Below are 19,432 nucleotides of genomic sequence, written 5' to 3' on the forward strand. Positions count from 1 at the left end.
ACAGTAAACTTTGATTTTACCAAGTTCTGGTAGGACTAGTCAATACTTTGACCACCGTTCTGGCTCTTGTCATCATCGATAAGGTGGGCCGCAAGAAACTGGTTTATTACGGAGTTTCGGGCATGGTGCTCTCTCTGGTCCTTATCGGTCTTTACTTCCTCTTCGGAGATTCCCTGGAAGTATCCAGCCTCTTCCTGCTCATTTTCTTCCTGTTCTATGTATTCTGCTGTGCTGTATCCATCTGTGCCGTGGTGTTTGTACTCCTCTCGGAGATGTATCCCACCAAGGTTCGCGGACTGGCCATGTCGATAGCAGGATTTGCTCTGTGGATCGGAACGTACCTGATCGGACAGTTAACCCCCTGGATGCTCCAGAACCTTACCCCCGCCGGAACATTCTTCCTGTTTGCCGTTATGTGCGTACCGTATATGCTAATTGTCTGGAAACTCGTGCCGGAGACTACCGGGAAGTCGCTGGAAGAGATTGAAAGATATTGGACCCGTTCGGAATAGTAAAACAAAAAGACCTTAATAACTTAATAATAAAAGATGTATGGATTTTAAGAAACTGGCAAATCAATACAAGGATGAACTCTTGGATAATGTTCTTCCTTTCTGGCTTGAAAACTCACAAGATCATGAATATGGAGGCTACTTCACCTGTTTGGATCGTGAAGGAAGAGTTTTCGATACAGATAAATTTATCTGGCTGCAAGGCCGCGAAGTGTGGATGTTCTCTATGCTTTACAATAAAGTGGAAAAACGTAAGGAATGGCTGGATTGTGCCGTTCAAGGTGGTGAGTTTTTAAAAAAATATGGACATGATGGAGACTATAACTGGTATTTTTCCCTTGACCGTTTGGGTAGACCATTGGTAGAACCATACAATATCTTTTCATATACATTCGCTGCCATGGCTTTCGGGCAATTAAGCCTTGCAACCGGTAATCAGGAATATGCTGACATTGCCAAGAAAACCTTCGATATTATCCTTTCCAAAGTAGATAATCCGAAAGGTAAATGGAATAAACTTCATCCGGGCACTCGTAATCTAAAAAATTTTGCCCTGCCGATGATACTATGCAATCTTGCTATGGAAATTGAGCATATTTTAGGCAAGGACTATTTGGAACAAGCGATGGATACTTGTATTCATGAAGTTATGTCTGTCTTCTATCGTCCCGAACTTGGTGGTATCATTGTTGAGAATGTAGATGTGAATGGTAATCTGATAGATTGCTTTGAAGGACGGCAGATTACCCCTGGCCATGCGATTGAAGCCATGTGGTTTATAATGGATTTAGGGAAACGCCTAAACCGTCCGGAATTAATCGAAAAGGCTAAGAATATCACTCTTACAATGCTTGAATATGGTTGGGATAAAGAATATGGAGGTATCTACTATTTTATGGATCGTAACGGTTGTCCTCCCCAACAACTGGAATGGGACCAGAAACTCTGGTGGGTGCATATTGAAACACTCATATCTCTTCTGAAGAGTTATCAATTGACCGGAGATAACCAATGTCTGGAATGGTTTGAAAAAGTACACGATTATACATGGACCCATTTTAAAGATAAAGAGCATCCCGAATGGTATGGATACTTAAATCGGAGAGGTGAAGTGCTACTACCACTCAAAGGAGGAAAATGGAAAGGATGTTTCCATGTACCAAGAGGGTTATACCAATGCTGGAAAGTATTGGAACAGCTATAAACAATAATGGATATGTTAACCAATCTATATTAATAATCTAAAAATTAATTCTATGACAGAGTTTAACTCAAAAATCAAGAAGAACTCTCGTATATTGAAAATATTTATGTTTTCAATCTGCGCGCTATTTGCATGTGCTATCAGTAGTCATGCACAGAGTTTAGTGAAAGGAACTGTTACTGATGGTATAGGAGAACCGCTACCAGGAGTAAGTGTTGTCGTAAAAGGAACTATACTAATGGCACTATTACAGATGTAAATGGAAAATATAGCATTCAGGCCACCGCAAAAGACATTTTATCATTCTCATATGTTGGAATGTCAGATCAGGAAATAAAGGTAGCAGGTCAGACGACCATTAATGTGGTTATGAAAGATGATGTGGCAGCTTTGGATGAAGTGATTGTGGTAGGATATGGTACTGCCAAGAAGCAATCTTTAACCGGAGCCGTATCTGCGGTGAAAGGCGACGAACTGCTGAAAGCACCGGCAACCAATGTGTCGAGTCTTTTAGGTGGACGTTTGCCAGGTATTTCATCTGTTCAAGTATCTGGTGAACCCGGAGACGATCAGGCTACATTACGAGTTCGTGGCTCTATTTATAATGTTACTTATATAGTAGACGGAATGCCTCGTTCTATTAATGATATTGACCCTAATGATATCGAAAGTGTATCTGTTTTGAAAGATGGAGCTTCTGCAGCTGTTTATGGATTAAAAGGAGCCGGTGGTGTTATTATTATAACTACAAAAAAAGGTCAGGAAGGAAAATCCAAAATCACTTATAATGGTTCAATAGGAGCATCTATGAATGCAAACTTCCCGCAGTTTATGAATGGACCTCAATTTGCATATTATTATAATATGGCTGACATGATGGATAAAATGGCTAATGGAAGCATTTCAAACATTAGTCAATATAATCCCGTTTTTACAAAGGCGAATGTGGAAGCTATGTTGAATGGTGATCCTACTGACGGATGGGATAATGTTAACTATATTGATAAAGTATTCGGAACCGGTATTAATCAGAAACACAATGTAACAATACAGGGAGGTAGTGATAAGATGCGTTACTTTGCTTCTGTGGGTTATTTAGGTCAAAAAGGTAACATTGACAATTTCTCTTACAAGAGATACAATTTAAGAACTAATCTTGAGACCCAACTGGCTAAGAACTTCCAGTTAAGTTTAGGTATTGCAGGAAATGTCGGTAAACGTGAAACTCCGGGATATGCTTCAGGCGGTACGGATTCTAATTCCGAATTGGGTGAACAAGGTTGGTTGTCAGTAGCTCATCAGACTATAATGATGCATCCCTATTTGCCGGAAACATATGACGGACTTTATACTGCTACTACACAGAATAACACAAGTCTGCCCAACAGTCCGTTGGCTGCTATTTATGAATCCGGATACAAGCATACCAATAGCTTTGATTTGCAGACCAACATCTCATTGCAATACAATGTGCCTTGGGTTAAAGGTTTGAGTGTAAAAGTAACCGGAGCTTATGACTATACAACTTCTCATAATAAGAATTTGAATACGCCTTACTCCACATATATACATAAAATGCCGACTTCGACAGCAGATTGGACTTGGTCTAAAGCAGACGATCCTCGCGGCACAGCAAATGGAATAAATTTAGGTGAAGGACAGTATAGTTCTCATCAAATGGTAGGCCAAGGAAGTATAAACTATGCAAGCTCCTTCGGAAAACATAATGTAGAAGCAATGGTATTGGCAGAAATCCGGGATTATAAAGAAAACAGTTTCTCCGGCTATAATAAGAACATGAGTTTCTCTGAACTACCGGAATTGAGCTTTGGACAACCGGCAGACTCTCCAATCTCGGGATACAGTGATGCAAACCGTAGTATTGGTTATGTTTTTCGTTTGAAATATGACTATGACAATAAGTATTTGGCAGAGTTTACAGGTCGATATGATGGTTCTTACAAGTTTGCCGGCAATGTTAGTGGGAAACGTTGGGCATTCTTCCCGTCAGCATCAGTAGCTTGGAGAATATCTAAAGAAGATTTTATGTCTAGTCTGACATTTCTGGATGATATGAAGATACGTGCATCTGTCGGTTTATTAGGAAACGATGCAGTGAGTCCGTATGCTTTCCTTAGTACTTACAATTTGATGGATGGTAACAAAAATGCATACCAAACAATTCTGAATGGAAAAGTAATGCAAGCATTACGCGCCTCTGTAATTGCCAATCCTACTCTAACTTGGGAGAACACTTTAACCTACAATGCAGGATTTGACTTTACAATGTGGAATGGTCTGTTGGGAATGGAGTTTGACGCATTCTATAATTATACCTATGATATTTTGACAGCAATGGGAGGCGATTACCCCCCATCTATGGGAGGATATTATTATACTTATGCCAACTATAATAAGGTCGATAGCAAAGGCGTTGAAGTAACGGTGAGCCATCGTAATAAATTAAACTTGGCAGGCAAGCCATTCTCCTATGGCGCAAGCTTCAATCTGACATTTGCAAGAAACCGTTATCTCCGTTATCCGGATAGTCCGAACACAGTAGAGTGGAGAAAACGCACAGGACGTAGTGTCGATGCTTCTGTTGTGTGGGTTGCAGATGGCTTATTCCGTTCAGAAGAAGAAATAGACAATTCAGCCTGGTATGGCACTCGTCCTAATGTCGGTGATATCAAATACAGAGATTTAAATGGTGATGGCAAAATAGACGAAGATGACAGAACACGTGTTGGACGTGGCAATCGTCCCGAATTAACTTACGGTTTGAACCTGAATTGTGTCTGGAATGGATTCGATTTAAGTGCACAATTTACTGGAGGTGCACTGTTCGACGTATCATTGACGGGTACTTATTATAATGGTTATGACGACAACACTGTATGGACACAGGCATTTAAAGAAGGTGCCAACTCACCATTATATTTAGTTCAGAATGCATATACAGTAGAAAATCCGAATGGAACATTCCCACGACTTACACTGGGTAATCAAGGACATGGAGGAGATAATGGATTAGCTTCCACTTTCTGGTTACGTAACGGTAGATACCTTCGTCTCAAATCCGCACAATTGGGTTACACATTCCCCAAGAGATGGATGAGTCCTGTCGGCATTCAGAATCTTAGAATTTATGTAGAAGGTTCTAATTTATTTACGCTCTGCGGTCTTCCTGATGGAATCGATCCTGAATCTCCGGGAGTAAATAACGGATATTATCCTCAACAACGCACCATTATGGGCGGTATAACTTTGACTTTCTAAACCTTTAAAAGTTCTATTATGAAAACAAAAGTATTAAGTATCATATTGTTGGGAGCCTCTTTAGGGCTTGGCTCATGTAGTGATTATCTGGACATGACTCCAACGGACAGAGCATCAGATAAACTTGTATGGAGTAAACTCGACTATGCAGAACAGGCAGTCAACGATTTCTATCGCTATATAGATTATTTAGGAGTCTATCGGGACGGACAATGTTTGGCAGGAATGACAGAAGCTTTGACAGACCAGCTTAAATATGGTTCCTACAACTATATGGCTAAATGTCAGATCCCTAGTGAAATTGCTTATGGAGGTTCTGTTCTTACAGTGAATTATGTTAGTACTTACCTGGGCAACTGGGGGACGATGTACGAATATGTACGCCGTGTCAATGAAGGCATCAACAAATTAAAGAAATATGCTTCATTTGGTCAGACGGATGAAGAACGCCTGGAAGCTGAAATGCGTTTCTTCAGAGGGTATCTCTATACTGATTTATTAAAGCGTTATAAAGAAGTGATTATATACGATGAGAATCTGGATAATATAAAAAAGGATATGCCGGTTAGTTCGGAAGCTGATGGATGGAACTTTGTATATAATGACTTAAAATATGCCGGTGAACATTTGCCTGTTGATAAAACTCCTAACGGACGTCTTACTAGCGGAGCAGCTTATGCAATGTTATCAAGAGCCATGTTGTATGCAGAAAGATGGGATGACGCTCGCATCGCAGCGGAAAAGGTGATGGGAATGGGCTATGAACTGGAAGCAAAAGAAGACTATTCAAATGCCTTTAAAGCAGGAAGCAAAGAAGCCATTTTACAATATTGTTATGATAAGAGTTCCACTGTGACTCATGACTTTGATGGATATATGGTTCCTGGAGGTGATAAAGCATTGGATGGCAATTCCATGACTGGTGGATTCGGTACTCCGACACAAGAGATGGTTGAATCGTATGAATATGCAGATGGTAGTGGCTTCCCCGATTGGAGTGCATGGCATACTGCTGAAGGTACTACAACGACTCCTCCTTATGATAAACTAGAACCACGCTTTAAAGCTACCATTCTTTATAATGGAGCAACATGGAAAGGCAGAACAATAGAATCTTTCGTAAACGGTACTGATGGTTGGGCTGCATGGAAAACAGATACTAAACCAGAAGGACGTTCTACTACCGGGTATTATTTACGTAAACTGGTAGATGAAGCTCATAATTTTACTTCCATACAAGCCAGTACACAGCCATGGACCGAAATTCGTTACGCAGAGGTATTACTGAATCATGCAGAAGCATGTTATCATCTGAATGGCTATACGGATAAGGCAAATAAAGACATAAAAGATATTCGTAACAGAGTGGGATTGTCTTACACAGACAAAAGTGGGGATGATTTAATGAAAGCCATCCGTCAGGAACGCAAAGTAGAACTTGCTTATGAAGGACATTATTATTGGGACATGCGTCGTTGGAAATTATCTGCGACAGCATTTACCGGTATTCGTCTTCATGGAATGAAAATAGAGAAAAATGCAAATGGGTCTTTCACTTACATTTATACAGAATGTGATGATAAAGATCGTAATTTCCCGACTAAGATGTATCGTTTCCCAATGCCACAGGCAGAGTTGGACAATAACGGTGCGGTAACTCAATATGCAGAATGGCAATAAATCTAAAATGAAAACATTATGAAAAAGAATATATTATATCTATTATTAGGGATTTTGGCTCTCACGAGTTCTTGCCAGGATCCGGAATATGTGCTTCCTACTGCGGACAGACAGGGAATCACGAGCTTGACTGCACTCTTTACTTCTGGGCCATACGTGGATAAAGAGGCTGTGGTATATACTATTGCAGATGCTTCTGTAGATAAGTATGTAATTCCTATGCCATGGTATTATCCGGAAAATAGTGATAATGAAACTTCAGAATATATGAAAGCGATGAGGATTCAGGCAAAGTTGGCACCAAACTGTACTATTGAACCGGTTCTTTCAATTCTCGATCTGACTAAAGAGAATTATTTCACTTATACAGACGCTCAAGGATATAAGAAACAAATCTGCATCACAAGCGAAAGAGTTAAGTCTACTAAGTGTCAGTTATTAAGTTTCTCAATACCGTCTGAAGACATTACAGGTATTATTGATGAAGACCACAAAACTGTATCTTTAATCTCTGCGGAAGATTTATCTTCTTGCTTGGCAGATTATTCACTGTCGGCTCATGCGACCATGTCACCGGATCCTAAAACAGAGCCTCTTAATTTTAATTCACCTGTTGAGCTTACAGTGATTGCTCACGATGGAGTGACAAAGCAAACTTATACTATTCAAAAAGCAGTACCGGATAAGATTCCTTACGGATACAGAAAAGGTAGTGAAACAGAATTGTTTAAATTGGATATGGGAGTCATCGGATTACCTTGGACTGCTGCAAATGCACCTTCTTTGGCTGTTACCGGAAATAATTTGGTGGTTTGCCTGGGTGATGGTGCCACAACTCCTGCATATTACAATGCGTCTACAGGAAATAAGGTTGGTAATGTAACTTTGGGTAGTGTGAATGTTGCATCTTTAGGATGTATGACAAGTGATAGTAAAGGAAATATATTATTAGCAACGAAGGCTACTAATGGCAAGTCTTTCTCTATCTATAAGACTTCTTCTGTTACGACAGCTCCGACTTTATTGACTACTTATACTAATAATACAGGTTTGGATATGGGTACGAAAGTATCTGTTCAAGGAGATATTAATACTAATGCCTCTATAATTGCCACTTGTGATGGAACAGCCAGTTCAGGTTCCAATAAGTTTGTTCGTTGGATTATAACAGATGGCGTATTGGGAAGTCCTCAAGTTATTTCAGTAAACGGTGTAGGTAATTGGGGAGCACCTGCATCAAACACTAAAGTTGTGACTAAAGGAACTACTGCTCAAAGTGATTATTTCTTGTCATATTATGATCCTAACATACTTCATTGGGTGAATGGAGCAAATAATAATGCAAGTAAATCTTTGGAAGACTCCGACAATGGTAATTCTTGGGCAATGAATAACAATTGTCTGGATACAAGAAGCTTTAATAATGCACAATATCTTGTATTGGTATGTACAGCTCATTTCCCGCAATGGGGTGGAACTCCATGCTTATATATGTATGATGTAACGTCAGACGGCTCATTCACGGGTACGATATCTACTTCGGATGCTCTGTCATTCAATCCTTCACTTTCCTCATACAATTCATCCGATGGTATAGCTGCAACAGGTGATGTACTGCTTGCTCCGACAACAGATGGATATAAACTCCGTGCTTACTACGTGGATAACAACTGTAAGGTTATCGGAGGATATGAGTTTGATTGTATCGACAAATAATTAATTGATCTCTTTATTTCATATATGATGAGAAAGTATCCACTCATCATATATGGGATAAAGAAATCTGTAAATCATTTAAAGGAGTAGCTATATGTCAACAAAGAAAAAAATGTTATGGCTATTATCATTACTGCCTTTTTTCATAGCATGTGGTGATGATAATACTGATATTCCGGATTGGCCATGGGCAGAACCGGAGACTCCAACTGAACCTGTTGAAGCCAATCCTGATATTGTAAATTTAGGCTGGACCAATGTGAAAGACACTTATGGAATTTTGCCTGAACATATTAACGTATATAAGTCACCGGAAACACTGGAAGGTAAAAAAGCGATAGCCTATATTGCAGTAGGTGATATGAGTAAGGCAGCATTTGGTGTATTAGGAGAAAAGGCAGGATTGAAAAAGCCAAAGAAATTTTATGAAGAGAATAACTCCACAATTGTAATCAATGGAGGTTTCTTCTATGAGGGTTCATTAAGCCTGATATGGCGTAACGGCGAAATAGTATGCAAGAACAATGATGTAACAACAGAAGATTGGGTTAACGGCCCATTCTGGTATCCTGTATTAGCTGCATTCTGTGAAATGAATGATGGTTCATTTAAATCAATGTGGACTTACACTACACTATCCAATGTTACTTATTGGTATTCGGAGCCATCACCTGTGAAATCAGAAACAACTCCTAATGAAAGCTTTCCGTCTACAGGAACTGTCTTAAATGCTAAAACAGGAATAGGCGGTGGACCTGTACTTCTATTGGATGGGAATATTAAAAATACATATGAAGAAGAGATCTTATCAGACATTGGCGCCACTGCAAACAGACCACGCTCTGCCATTGGTATCACAAATGATAAAAAAATGATTCTTTTTGTATGTGAAGGAGATGGAATGACAACAGGAGTTGCTGGTATGACTACCGAAAATGTAGCTAACATTATGAAAACACTGGGATGTACGGATGCTATCAATCTGGACGGCGGTGGTTCTAGTTGCATGTTAGTCAATGGGCAAGAGACTATCAAGACAAGTGACTCTAGCGGAGACGAGAGATCCGTAGCATCAGTAGTTACTCTTAAATAAAAAAATAGTACTGCGGATCTATCGGCAGTATCTACCTAATAAAACAAGTATCATATGAGAAAATTTCTAAAAATACTAGCATTGACTTTCTTGGGAGCGGTTACAATAACCTCCTGTAGTGACGATTCTGATGGAATTCCCGGATGGCCGTGGAATGATAATTCGACAGAAAAGCCGGAAGAGCCAGATGTCACAGAAGCTAAACCACGATATATTTGGATTGATGCGGCTGCCAATTTCCCGGACTATGCCAATAATAAGGAAAACATAGCCAAAGATATGGCAAAGATAAAAGCGGCAGGTTTTACTGATATTATTGTCGATGTGCGTCCCACTACGGGAGATGTGTTATTCAATACTGATGTCGTAGATCAGGTGAAGCGCATGGATGTATGGGGAAATTCAGGGTATAGTTATTATGAACGAACCGAAACTTGGGATTACTTACAAGCATTTATTGATGAGGCCCGTAAACAGGAATTAAAAGTGAATGCTTCTATCAATACATTTGTAGGTGGTTATTTATGTCCATATAGTTTAGGACATGATGGAGTACTATTCCGTGATGATTCTAAAAAGGGATGGGCTAGTGTAGCTAATCTGGCCGATGGGCTAACGAATACAATGGATTTGTTGGATGATGGAGTTGATTATGGAGCGAAGTTCTTCAATCCGGCTAATGACGATGTACAAAACTTTGTTTTACAGTTGTTAGCCGACTTGGCTAAATATGATTTGGACGGCATCATACTAGACCGTTGTCGTTATGATGATTATGGTTTAGAAAGTGATTTTTCAGATATCTCCAAACAGAAGTTCGAAGAATACATCGGTGAAACTGTAGCCAACTTCCCGGCAGATATTATGGTACCCGGTACGGATGAAATACCTTCTGACCAGCCTGTTTATTTTAAGAAGTGGTTGGAGTTCAGAGCAAAAGTTATTCATGATTTCATAGTAAAGGCACGTGAGAAAGTTAAATCAGTCAACAACAATATCAAATTTGGAGTTTATGTCGGTGCCTGGTATTCAACATACTATACATCAGGTGTAAACTGGGCCAGCCCTAAATACAACACCTCCGCTTATTATCCGAAATGGGCTACTTCCGATTATAAGAATTATGGATATGCGGACCATTTGGATTATATCTTTTTGGGTGCCTATGCTTCCGTGAACAATATATATGGAAGCGGAGAATGGACTATGGAAGGTTTTTGTAAGAATGGACGTGAACTGTTACAGGGAGATGTACCTTTTGCAGGCGGACCGGATATAGGTAACAGTACCGGATGGACTGACGGAGGACAATCCGCAAAAATACCGGATGCTATTGATGCTTGTATCAATAACAGTGACGGCTTCTTTGCCTTCGACCTTTGTCACGTTAAGAAATACGACTATTGGAACGCTTTTAAAACAGGCTTTGATAAATATCTGAAATCTATCGAAGAATAAGGTTTGGACTAACCAACTAATTATGAAAATATATTTATTACAATTCTTTTTATTAATGGGTCTGGGCTTGAATTTGCAAGCCCAAATTCCTTCTAACCCTATTCGTGGGAAAGTGACTTGTAATGGGACAGGAATCCCGGGAATAGTAGTTACCGACGGAATAGACTGTACGCTGACTGACCAACAAGGCCAATATACTCTTCCCCCTAACAGGGATGTTCGTTTCATTTATTTATCCACTCCTTCCGGATATTTACCGAAAACAGAACAAACACTCCCTTTATTCTATCAAAAGCTGGATTCGGCCCAGCAAGGTGCTTACGACTTCGAATTGGTAAGAAATACGCAAAATGAGAACAATCATCTGTTTTTGGTACAGGCAGATGTACAGGTAACTTCCAAGGATGATGTAAAAGCTTATGCTAAATACCTGCAGGATATGAAAGAATATATTCGTCCGTATACAGGCAAAAAAGAAGTATTCGGCATAGATTGTGGGGATATCGTAGGAGATACTCCTTCTTTATATCCTTCCTATATAAATACGGTATCATCACTAGAGATTCCCATTTATCGGGCAATCGGTAATCACGACATGACGTATGGAGGACGTACTTTTGAATACTCTTATCGCACTTTCGAAAGTTATTTCGGTCCTATCTACTATTCTTTTAATAAAGGAAACGCGCATTATATCGTGCTTGACAATTGCTTTTATGTCAACCGTGACTATCAATATATAGGTTACATCGATGAACGTACTTTCCAATGGCTGGAGAAAGATCTCTCTTATGTGTCCAAAGACAAACTTGTCTTTGTAGTAATGCACATTCCTTCCAGTCTTGAGAAGAAGCTAAGGTATAACACGCTGGATCAAGATGAAACGGTCAATACAGCTGCACTATACAAATTATTGGAGGGGTACAATGCCCACATCATTTCCGGACATACACATTTCAATGTGAATGTATGCTTTAATGACTCATTAATGGAGCATAACACGGCTGCTGTATGCGGTACCTGGTGGCGTGCGGACATCAATGTGGATGGTACTCCGAGGGGGTACGGAGTGTATGAAGTAGACGGGAATCAAGTGAAATGGATCTATAAAAGTGCAGGTTACCCGAAAGAGCATCAGTTACATGTATATCCAGCCGGTTCATCTGACGAGCACCCTTCCGATATAATTGCTAATGTATGGAACTGGGATGAACAGTGGAAAGTGGAATGGTATGAAAACGGAAAACGAATGGGAGAAATGCAACGCTACAAAGGATATGATCCTGCAGCCAAAGCAATCTGTTCTGACAAAGAAAAAGTGAAATATGAATGGATTTCCCCGGTTCTTACCGAACATCTTTTTCATGCTACTCCCCGCAATAAGAATGCTAAAATGGAAGTGAAAGTGACAGATCGCTTCGGCAACGTGTATACTAAAGTTATAGAAAACAAATAAGGATCATATGTTGAAAGCCAAATATTTTATATTATTGATATGCTTGTCGTTTCTCCTCAAGGCAGAAGCGAAAGTAACCCTTACTTCCATTTGGGGGGATAATATGGTGTTACAGCAACAATCGGAAGTTACTTTTTCCGGAACAGCAACTTCGGGAAAACGTGTACAGGCTACCGCTTCATGGAATAATAAAAAAATCCAAACGAACGTTGATGCAAAAGGTGAATGGAAACTTTCTCTCCAAACACCGGTAGCTGGAGGTCCGTATAGTATTACGTTCTCGGATGGAGAGGACCTCACATTGCAGAATATTTTAATAGGAGAAGTCTGGTTCTGTTCCGGACAGTCGAATATGGAAATGCCAGTGAAAGGATTCCGTGGACAGCCTGTGTTTGGTTCCCAGCCGTACATTGTATCTGCTAATCCCAAACGTCCACTGCGTCTCTATACTGTAAAAAATGCTTGGAGTACCATTCCACAGGAAGCTGGGGTGGACGGAGAATGGAAAGAAGCCTCTCCGGAAGATGTTGCTGATTTCAGTGCAACTGCTTATTTCTTTGGCAATCAGTTACAGCAATCTTTGGATGTTCCCGTCGGTCTGATACATTGTTCCTGGAGCATGTCAAAAATAGAGGCTTGGATGAATAAAGAGACTTTATCGGGCTTTCCGGAAATAGCATTGCCTGATGTAGCACAGAAAGAGTTCGGGTGGACGGCAGGGACTCCTACATTGTTGTGGAATGCAATGGTGAATCCATGGAAAGGATTTCCTGTTAAAGGAGTGATTTGGTATCAAGGTGAAGCAAACACACCCGATCCCGGATTATATAAGAGATTATTTCCTGCAATGGTTTCTCAATGGAGAACATTCTTCAACAATCCCCAAATGCCATTTTATTACGTACAGATTGCGCCATGGAAATCGGAAGGCAATGATAAACTGGATTGGGCTTGGTTCCGCCAGTGTCAGTTGGAGTTGATGTCAGCTGTTCCAAATGTTGGGATGGTGACCACAGGTGACGCCGGGAGTGAAAACTTTATTCATTCGCCCTATAAGATAAAGGTCGGTGAACGACTGGCTTATTGGGCATTGGCAAAAACGTATCATCGTAAAGGTATTCAATATTCGGGTCCTATATACAAATCCCACCGGGTAAAAGGGAATGTAGTAGAAATAGACTTTGAACATGGTGAAGAAGGATTGACTCCGGAAAATCAAAACGTGAAAGGATTTGAAATAGTGGGGACGGATGGTATATTCCGACCGGCCAAAGCGGAAATTATCAATGGTTCTTCTACTGTAAAGGTCTGGAATAATTCGATCAATGACCCCATAGAGGTACGTTATTGTTTCCGGAATTATATGTTGGGAGAATTATGCAATAATGCGGCTATTCCTGCTTCTCCTTTCCGGATTGTAATCAAAAAGAAACCTGCACTGATGTGGTTCGATGCCGAAGCTAATTTCGAACGTTTCAGCCATAAAGACTCAATTGACTATTATTTGGAGAAAATCAAATCAGTTGGTTTTACCCATGCAATAGTGGACATCCGACCCATTACCGGAGAAGTACTTTATCAAAGTCAGTTTGCCCCACAAATGAAAGAGTGGAAAGGCGCAAAGGCCGGGAATTTTGATTATTTGCAATACTTCATTAAAAAAGGGCATGAATTGGGGATTGAGGTTCATGCTTCATTAAATGTATTTTGTGCCGGGCACAATTATTTCGATCGTGGAATGGTGTATAGCGGACATTCGGACTGGGCATCCATGGTATATACTCCCGAGAAAGGCATTATTCCGATTACGGAAGAAAAACAGAAATATGGTGCTATGATTAATCCTTTGAACGAGGAATATCGTACGCATATTCTAAATGTACTGAAAGAAGTAGTGACCAAATATCCTGATTTGGATGGCCTGATGCTCGACCGTGTACGTTATGATGGTATAACAGCTGACTTCTCGCTGCTTTCACGTGAAAAGTTTGAAGCATATATAGGTAAAAAAGTGGCTAAGTTCCCCGAAGATATTTTTGTTTGGAAGAAGAATACGGACGGAAAGTTTATCACACAACCGAGAAAGTATTTCCATAAATGGATTGAATGGAGAACGAAAAATATTACTGATTTTATGGCATTGGCACGTAAGGAAGTGAAGGCTGCCAATCCAAAAGTTTCTTTTGGCACATATACCGGAGCTTGGTATCCATCTTATTACGAAGTGGGAGTTAATTTCGCTAGCAAAAAGTATGATCCGGCTCAAGACTTTAGTTGGGCCACTCCCGAATATAAAAATTACGGATACGCAGAACTAATCGATTTGTATGCAACTGGAAATTACTATACAGACATAACGATAGAGGAATACAAAAAAACGAACCGCAACATCTGGAACGAGACAGACTCGCAAGCTCAAGCCGGTACATGGTACTGTGTAGAAGGTTCCTGTCAGCACTTGCGTCAGATTCTTAAAGATAACAAGTTTATGGGGGGTATCTTGGTGGATCAATTCTATGATAATCCGGGGAAATTGTCCGAAACAATAGAAATGAACCTTCGTCGATCGGATGGACTAATGGTGTTTGATATAGTACACATCATCCAAAAGAATCTTTGGAAAGAAGTAGAAAAAGGAATGCGTGAGGGAGGATCTTTATGAACAACAGAGCTTTAGCTTTAGATGCCTTACGAGGATATGCAATTATTACGATGGTACTTTCGGCTACCATCGTAACGCATGTTCTTCCCGGTTGGATGAGCCATGCTCAAACACCTCCGCCGGATCATGTGTTTAATCCTCTGTTGCCCGGTATTACTTGGGTAGATCTTGTGTTTCCTTTTTTCCTGTTCGCTATGGGAGCTGCGTTTCCTTTTTCCATAAGGAAACGTGCTGAAAAAGGTGATTCAAAGCTAAAACTCGTTTATGAAGCTGTCAAACGAGGGATTCAGTTGACTTTCTTTGCTATTTTCATCCAGCATTTTTATCCGTATATGTTAAGTTCCCCGCAAGATATGAGGGCATGGCTGCTGGCTATACTCTGTTTTGCTGTTCTATTTCCCATGTTCATGCGTATTCCTTTGAAAATGCCGGATTGGGCACATACTTCAATAAAAGTTGGAGCTTACATTGTTGCTGCTATTATGTTGGCTACCACTTCTTATGCGGATGGGAAAACATTCAGCTTATTCTCCAGCAACATCATAATTTTACTGTTAGCCAATATGGCTATTTTCGGTTCTATCCTTTACATTTTCACAATGCATAATCGTTGGATGCGTTTAGGAATTCTGATATTGTTGATGGCTATGATATTAGGAAGTACAGTTGATGGTTCGTGGACACAGAGTGTGTTTAATTATACTCCTTTGCTGTGGATGTATCGGTTTGACTATTTGAAATACTTATTTATCGTTATTCCCGGCAGTATAGCCGGTGAGTATTTAGCGGAGTGGATGAAAGCATATCAAAAAGAGACGGATGATTATGCTACATCTCCTTATCGTAAAATGAGTATTATGCTAATGATATTATCCGTTGTTATCATCATTGGCAATCTTTACGGTCTATACACTCGTAATTTGGTTGTTAATCTGGTGATTACTGTTTTATTGTTATTAACTGGCAAGTGTGTATTTCCACATAAGGTGGATGGAATAGCTTTATTATGGAAAAAGTTGTTTAACGCAGGAGCATATTTACTTCTTCTGGGTTTGTGTTTTGAGCCTTTCCAGAATGGCATTAAAAAAGATCCAACTACTTTTAGTTATTTCTTTGTAACTTCCGGGTTGGCTTTTCTGGCTCTTTTATTTCTAAGTATCGTTTGTGATTATTTCCGATGTGTCAAAAGTACTCGTTTTTTGGTGATGTCCGGTCAGAATCCGATGATAGCTTATGTGGTCGGCGATTTGTTGATTATGCCATTGGCTAATATACTTGGAATTGCTTCATTATTATCTTATTTTCAACAAAATGCCTGGTTGGGATTTCTTCAAGGAGTAATCCTTACTTCTTTGGCTGTTTTAGTAACTATGTTCTTCACAAAAATCAAATGGTTTTGGAGAACATAAATATCAATGTGATTATTTTATATTAAATTGATCGACATATTATCGTTTTTTCTTTGATTCTACTATTTTTCACTTTTTATGAATGAAAGAAAGTAGAGCGAGAAAACAATAAAATACGGTATTTATATGCATAATTGCGAATAAAAGAACGGTCGTTTGCATATAAATTACCGTATTGTTTGTGGAAAATACACGGTTGATTGTAATGAAACGTACGGTTCGTTTTAAAGAAACATACGGTTGGTTTATAAGAAACGCCACGTACGTTTAAAAGAAAGCTATTTTGACTCATAAAAATAGGATTTATTGATTTATTAGAAGTACTTTTATGAACTTGTTTTGTTGAACAAAAAGTATAAATAGATTGAGAAATACCTTCACTATGCAATGTATGATATCAAATAATAATGATTGTGCTCCATAAGGAAAGAATTTCTTTAATTTCTGAATAATACTAATGGTTAATCCATGCGATTCTTATCTATATCCGGCTGTTTGCCTGAATAAATTCAATTATAGCATCATTCAAATACCAAAATGATATTTTACCATTTTGATATTTGAAGATTTGTTTTTATTGATATAACGTACAAAAAGCCATCTATCAGAAGTCTTGAAAATAGTGACGCTATGTCAACAGAATAGTGTCACTATAAGCTACATATAGTGACGCTATACCGAGTCGATAGCGTCACTATTTTATTTGATTGCTTTCTTAATGATTGGACAAACTAAATCAGCATATCTCATCATGCCTAGATCTGTGAAATGAATACCGTCTATAGTAGCTTCTCCATCTTCTCCCAGCATATTTTTGGAAGAGATAAAAATGATATTCTTTTCATTTTCCTTCTTTAGCCGGTTGAATATTTCCTTTAACGTGTCATTCTTTCTTTGCACTTCTTTAGCAATTCTTTCATCATAAAGTGTATGAGTGAAAATCGGATCTTCTATAAAAATGACTGGCGTATCCGGATGTTTACTACGAATGATACGATAGAATGTTTCCATTCGTTCTTTCATCTGTTCTACAGAAGCATTAGGCACAAAGTCTAAAACAAAAACACTGGCATCTACTTCGGCTATCACTTTGGCCACTTCCAAGTCTAAAAGTGCATTTCCGCTAAATCCCAAGTTGATACATTCACGGTTCAATCTTCTCGATATGATATTGGTATGTGCCATCCCCGGACGTGAAGCACAACCTCCTTGAAGAATACTGGTGCCATAAAATACAACCGGCTTTTTGCGGATCGGATAATCAATTAAAGGCTGATCGATGGTGGCTAATGAATCCACTCCTATAGCCAAAGAAACAAGACCATCGTAAAGAGGAAGATAAAGCATATACTCTCTCTCTTCCGGTTGCATATTGGCAATGATCGTTACTTGATTTATCTTTCCTGTTGGTCGGGCACTGTTCACAAATCTCCATAGACAATTTCCCTCCAAACAATATAAATCTAGGCCTTTTACTCCTGTATCAGTCATATGATTCATATGATTATTAAAGAGATTTTCCCATTTCACCGCTATTTGAGTAGAATTGCTACGAAACCGTATGGCCATTCCTGCCGAATTACGGCTCAAATACCAAAGAGGAGAACGAGATATATTCCTTAGTGAATCTGGAAACCTTTCGTATCGTGCACTATTAGTTTCTGTAGCTTTTCCCAATAAAGGGAAGTTTGATGCATCGTGATATATAATTTGGGCAAAGCTTATAGTTTGTCCACAAAGTAAAAGTCCAATCAAAATATATCTTATCATAGTATTTAATTTGCTGGGAATTTAATCTTCTGGGAATATGTCTGTTTTAAGACTTCTCTAACAGAAAGATTATCAATCCCCTTATTATAAAAATAAATCTCACTATTAATCCCCAACTCCCGGTTTACACGGAGCTGCTCCCGTAACAGTTCCGGTGACATTTTGGAACTACTCCCTTCCATCAGAATCATACCAGGTGCAAATAATTGGTTTGGATTATTCTGATGTATATATTTCAATACTTCTGAAACCGTAGCACGATACGCTTCGATACTATAACGATAACACTGAACAGCCAACAAATCACAAACTTTCTCTTTACACCAACGAGGCCATTCCTGCATCAGATTCTCTTCACACCAGGGATAAGGATTTGGGGCGAAACTAATCATAACATTCGGACTCTTTGCTTTAATCCTTTTATATAATCGTTTTGCAAAGGTATTTAAAATATCCAAACGCCAACGTACCCATTCCAAATTATTATAATCTGTAGGAGGATTTTTCCCTTGATGTTGTGATTGATAGAGGGAGACTGTATATGTATCATATCCAGAATTTCGAGGCATAGCAGGTAAGCGGTCATCACCTTGAATACCATCTAAATCAGGATAAAGCGTCAATGCCTCTTCTATTAGTTCTATTAAGAAGTTCTGTACAGCTGGATTATAGGCATTGAAGTAATAATCATGTTGATTGTAATTGGCGGGGTGTTGCTGATTGTCTATTCCTAACCAGTGAGGATTCTTTGCTAATAAAGGATTATCAAGTGATATCGGACGCCCCTCTCCCATAAAACCATATTCGAACCAGAAAAATACTTTTATATCATGTTTATGAGCCTCATCAATCAAATCACGTACCGGATCATTAGTTGAACTTTGATATTGTTTAGAATATCCGCTTAGTAGATAGCTTTCTTCTTGTGTCTTATAAGTAGAATAATGCATCAATACATCACTCTTATATATTGTTTTAGTTTCTGCATAAGATACAAGGAATATAGAATTCATATTCAACTCATCTAATGACTTTACAAAATCTTTTACTCCCTGATAGGTATGTAATACGGGAGTAAAACGAGGAGCGGGAACCCAGACTCCACGGATTCCTTGCTCTGTTTTTTTTGCTATGCTTTGCAGGCTTATAAATAAGATTGCAAAACACAAACAAAACTTCAACTTTTCACTCAT

General features: G+C 39.1%; 10 protein-coding genes and 2 pseudogenes. 10 read left to right on the forward strand and 2 right to left on the reverse strand.

All coding sequences use genetic code 11. The features are described from left to right. Window positions 1–14: 14 nt before the first annotated feature. The 10 genes and pseudogenes from KTR06_RS22000 to KTR06_RS22045 all read left to right on the forward strand — a co-directional run. Window positions 15–512 (forward strand): annotated as a pseudogene (locus KTR06_RS22000) (MFS transporter); the annotation flags it as partial. 40 nt (window positions 513–552) lie between these two features. Then, window positions 553–1,716: an AGE family epimerase/isomerase gene (locus tag KTR06_RS22005; protein ID WP_008651671.1), complete on the forward strand. Its 1,164-nt coding sequence runs from the start codon at window positions 553–555 to the stop codon at window positions 1,714–1,716. Between the two features lie 52 nt (window positions 1,717–1,768). Next, window positions 1,769–4,995: pseudogene (locus KTR06_RS22010) on the forward strand (SusC/RagA family TonB-linked outer membrane protein). An 18-nt stretch (window positions 4,996–5,013) separates the two neighbouring features. Then, window positions 5,014–6,675, forward strand: a complete 1,662-nt coding sequence (locus KTR06_RS22015; protein WP_120068251.1) for a RagB/SusD family nutrient uptake outer membrane protein — start codon at window positions 5,014–5,016, stop codon at window positions 6,673–6,675. Window positions 6,676–6,693: 18 nt separating this feature from the next. Then, a complete protein-coding gene (locus KTR06_RS22020; protein ID WP_120068248.1) occupies window positions 6,694–8,391 on the forward strand; it encodes a DUF5018 domain-containing protein in 1,698 nt (565 codons plus the stop codon). Between the two features lie 94 nt (window positions 8,392–8,485). After that, on the forward strand, window positions 8,486–9,484 hold the full coding sequence (locus KTR06_RS22025; RefSeq protein ID WP_120068245.1) for a phosphodiester glycosidase family protein: 999 nt from the start codon (window positions 8,486–8,488) through the stop codon (window positions 9,482–9,484). Between the two features lie 54 nt (window positions 9,485–9,538). Continuing rightward, window positions 9,539–10,942 (forward strand): alpha amylase family protein, encoded by a 1,404-nt coding sequence (locus tag KTR06_RS22030; RefSeq protein WP_120068240.1) that lies wholly within the window; start codon window positions 9,539–9,541, stop codon window positions 10,940–10,942. Between the two features lie 22 nt (window positions 10,943–10,964). Further along, entirely contained in the window at window positions 10,965–12,398 is a 1,434-nt protein-coding gene (locus KTR06_RS22035) for a calcineurin-like phosphoesterase family protein (RefSeq protein ID WP_120068237.1), read from the forward strand. Between the two features lie 7 nt (window positions 12,399–12,405). Beyond that, on the forward strand, window positions 12,406–15,060 hold the full coding sequence (locus KTR06_RS22040) for an alpha amylase family protein (RefSeq protein ID WP_120068234.1): 2,655 nt from the start codon (window positions 12,406–12,408) through the stop codon (window positions 15,058–15,060). Then, window positions 15,057–16,469: a DUF5009 domain-containing protein gene (locus KTR06_RS22045; RefSeq protein WP_120068229.1), complete on the forward strand. Its 1,413-nt coding sequence runs from the start codon at window positions 15,057–15,059 to the stop codon at window positions 16,467–16,469. Before KTR06_RS22040 ends, KTR06_RS22045 begins: the two co-directional genes overlap by 4 nt. Window positions 16,470–17,168: 699 nt before the next feature. Here the strand turns inward: KTR06_RS22045 and KTR06_RS22050 are convergent. Together KTR06_RS22050 and KTR06_RS22055 are read right to left on the reverse strand one after the other, a co-directional pair. Then, window positions 17,169–18,239, reverse strand: coding sequence for an SGNH/GDSL hydrolase family protein (locus KTR06_RS22050; RefSeq protein ID WP_120068226.1), 1,071 nt, complete (start codon window positions 18,237–18,239; stop codon window positions 17,169–17,171). 5 nt (window positions 18,240–18,244) lie between these two features. Next, window positions 18,245–19,432, reverse strand: coding sequence for a glycoside hydrolase family 10 protein (locus KTR06_RS22055; protein ID WP_217290806.1), 1,188 nt, complete (start codon window positions 19,430–19,432; stop codon window positions 18,245–18,247).

Origin of the sequence: Bacteroides sp. MSK.20.12, from assembly GCF_019052435.1 — a bacterium.
GTDB lineage: Bacteria > Bacteroidota > Bacteroidia > Bacteroidales > Bacteroidaceae > Bacteroides > Bacteroides xylanisolvens.

Excerpts from the sequence above, each read along its gene's own strand:
- KTR06_RS22045 (WP_120068229.1), top strand. The coding sequence starts at position 15,057 with ATGAACAACAGAGCTTTAGCTTTAGATGCCTTACGAGGATATGCAATT.
- KTR06_RS22015 (WP_120068251.1), top strand. The coding sequence starts at position 5,014 with ATGAAAACAAAAGTATTAAGTATCATATTGTTGGGAGCCTCTTTAGGG.
- KTR06_RS22035 (WP_120068237.1), top strand. The coding sequence starts at position 10,965 with ATGAAAATATATTTATTACAATTCTTTTTATTAATGGGTCTGGGCTTG.
- KTR06_RS22030 (WP_120068240.1), top strand. The coding sequence starts at position 9,539 with ATGAGAAAATTTCTAAAAATACTAGCATTGACTTTCTTGGGAGCGGTT.
- KTR06_RS22005 (WP_008651671.1), top strand. The coding sequence starts at position 553 with ATGGATTTTAAGAAACTGGCAAATCAATACAAGGATGAACTCTTGGAT.
- KTR06_RS22055 (WP_217290806.1), bottom strand. The coding sequence starts at position 19,432 with ATGAGTGAAAAGTTGAAGTTTTGTTTGTGTTTTGCAATCTTATTTATA.
- KTR06_RS22040 (WP_120068234.1), top strand. The coding sequence starts at position 12,406 with ATGTTGAAAGCCAAATATTTTATATTATTGATATGCTTGTCGTTTCTC.
- KTR06_RS22025 (WP_120068245.1), top strand. The coding sequence starts at position 8,486 with ATGTCAACAAAGAAAAAAATGTTATGGCTATTATCATTACTGCCTTTT.
- KTR06_RS22020 (WP_120068248.1), top strand. The coding sequence starts at position 6,694 with ATGAAAAAGAATATATTATATCTATTATTAGGGATTTTGGCTCTCACG.
- KTR06_RS22050 (WP_120068226.1), bottom strand. The coding sequence starts at position 18,239 with ATGATAAGATATATTTTGATTGGACTTTTACTTTGTGGACAAACTATA.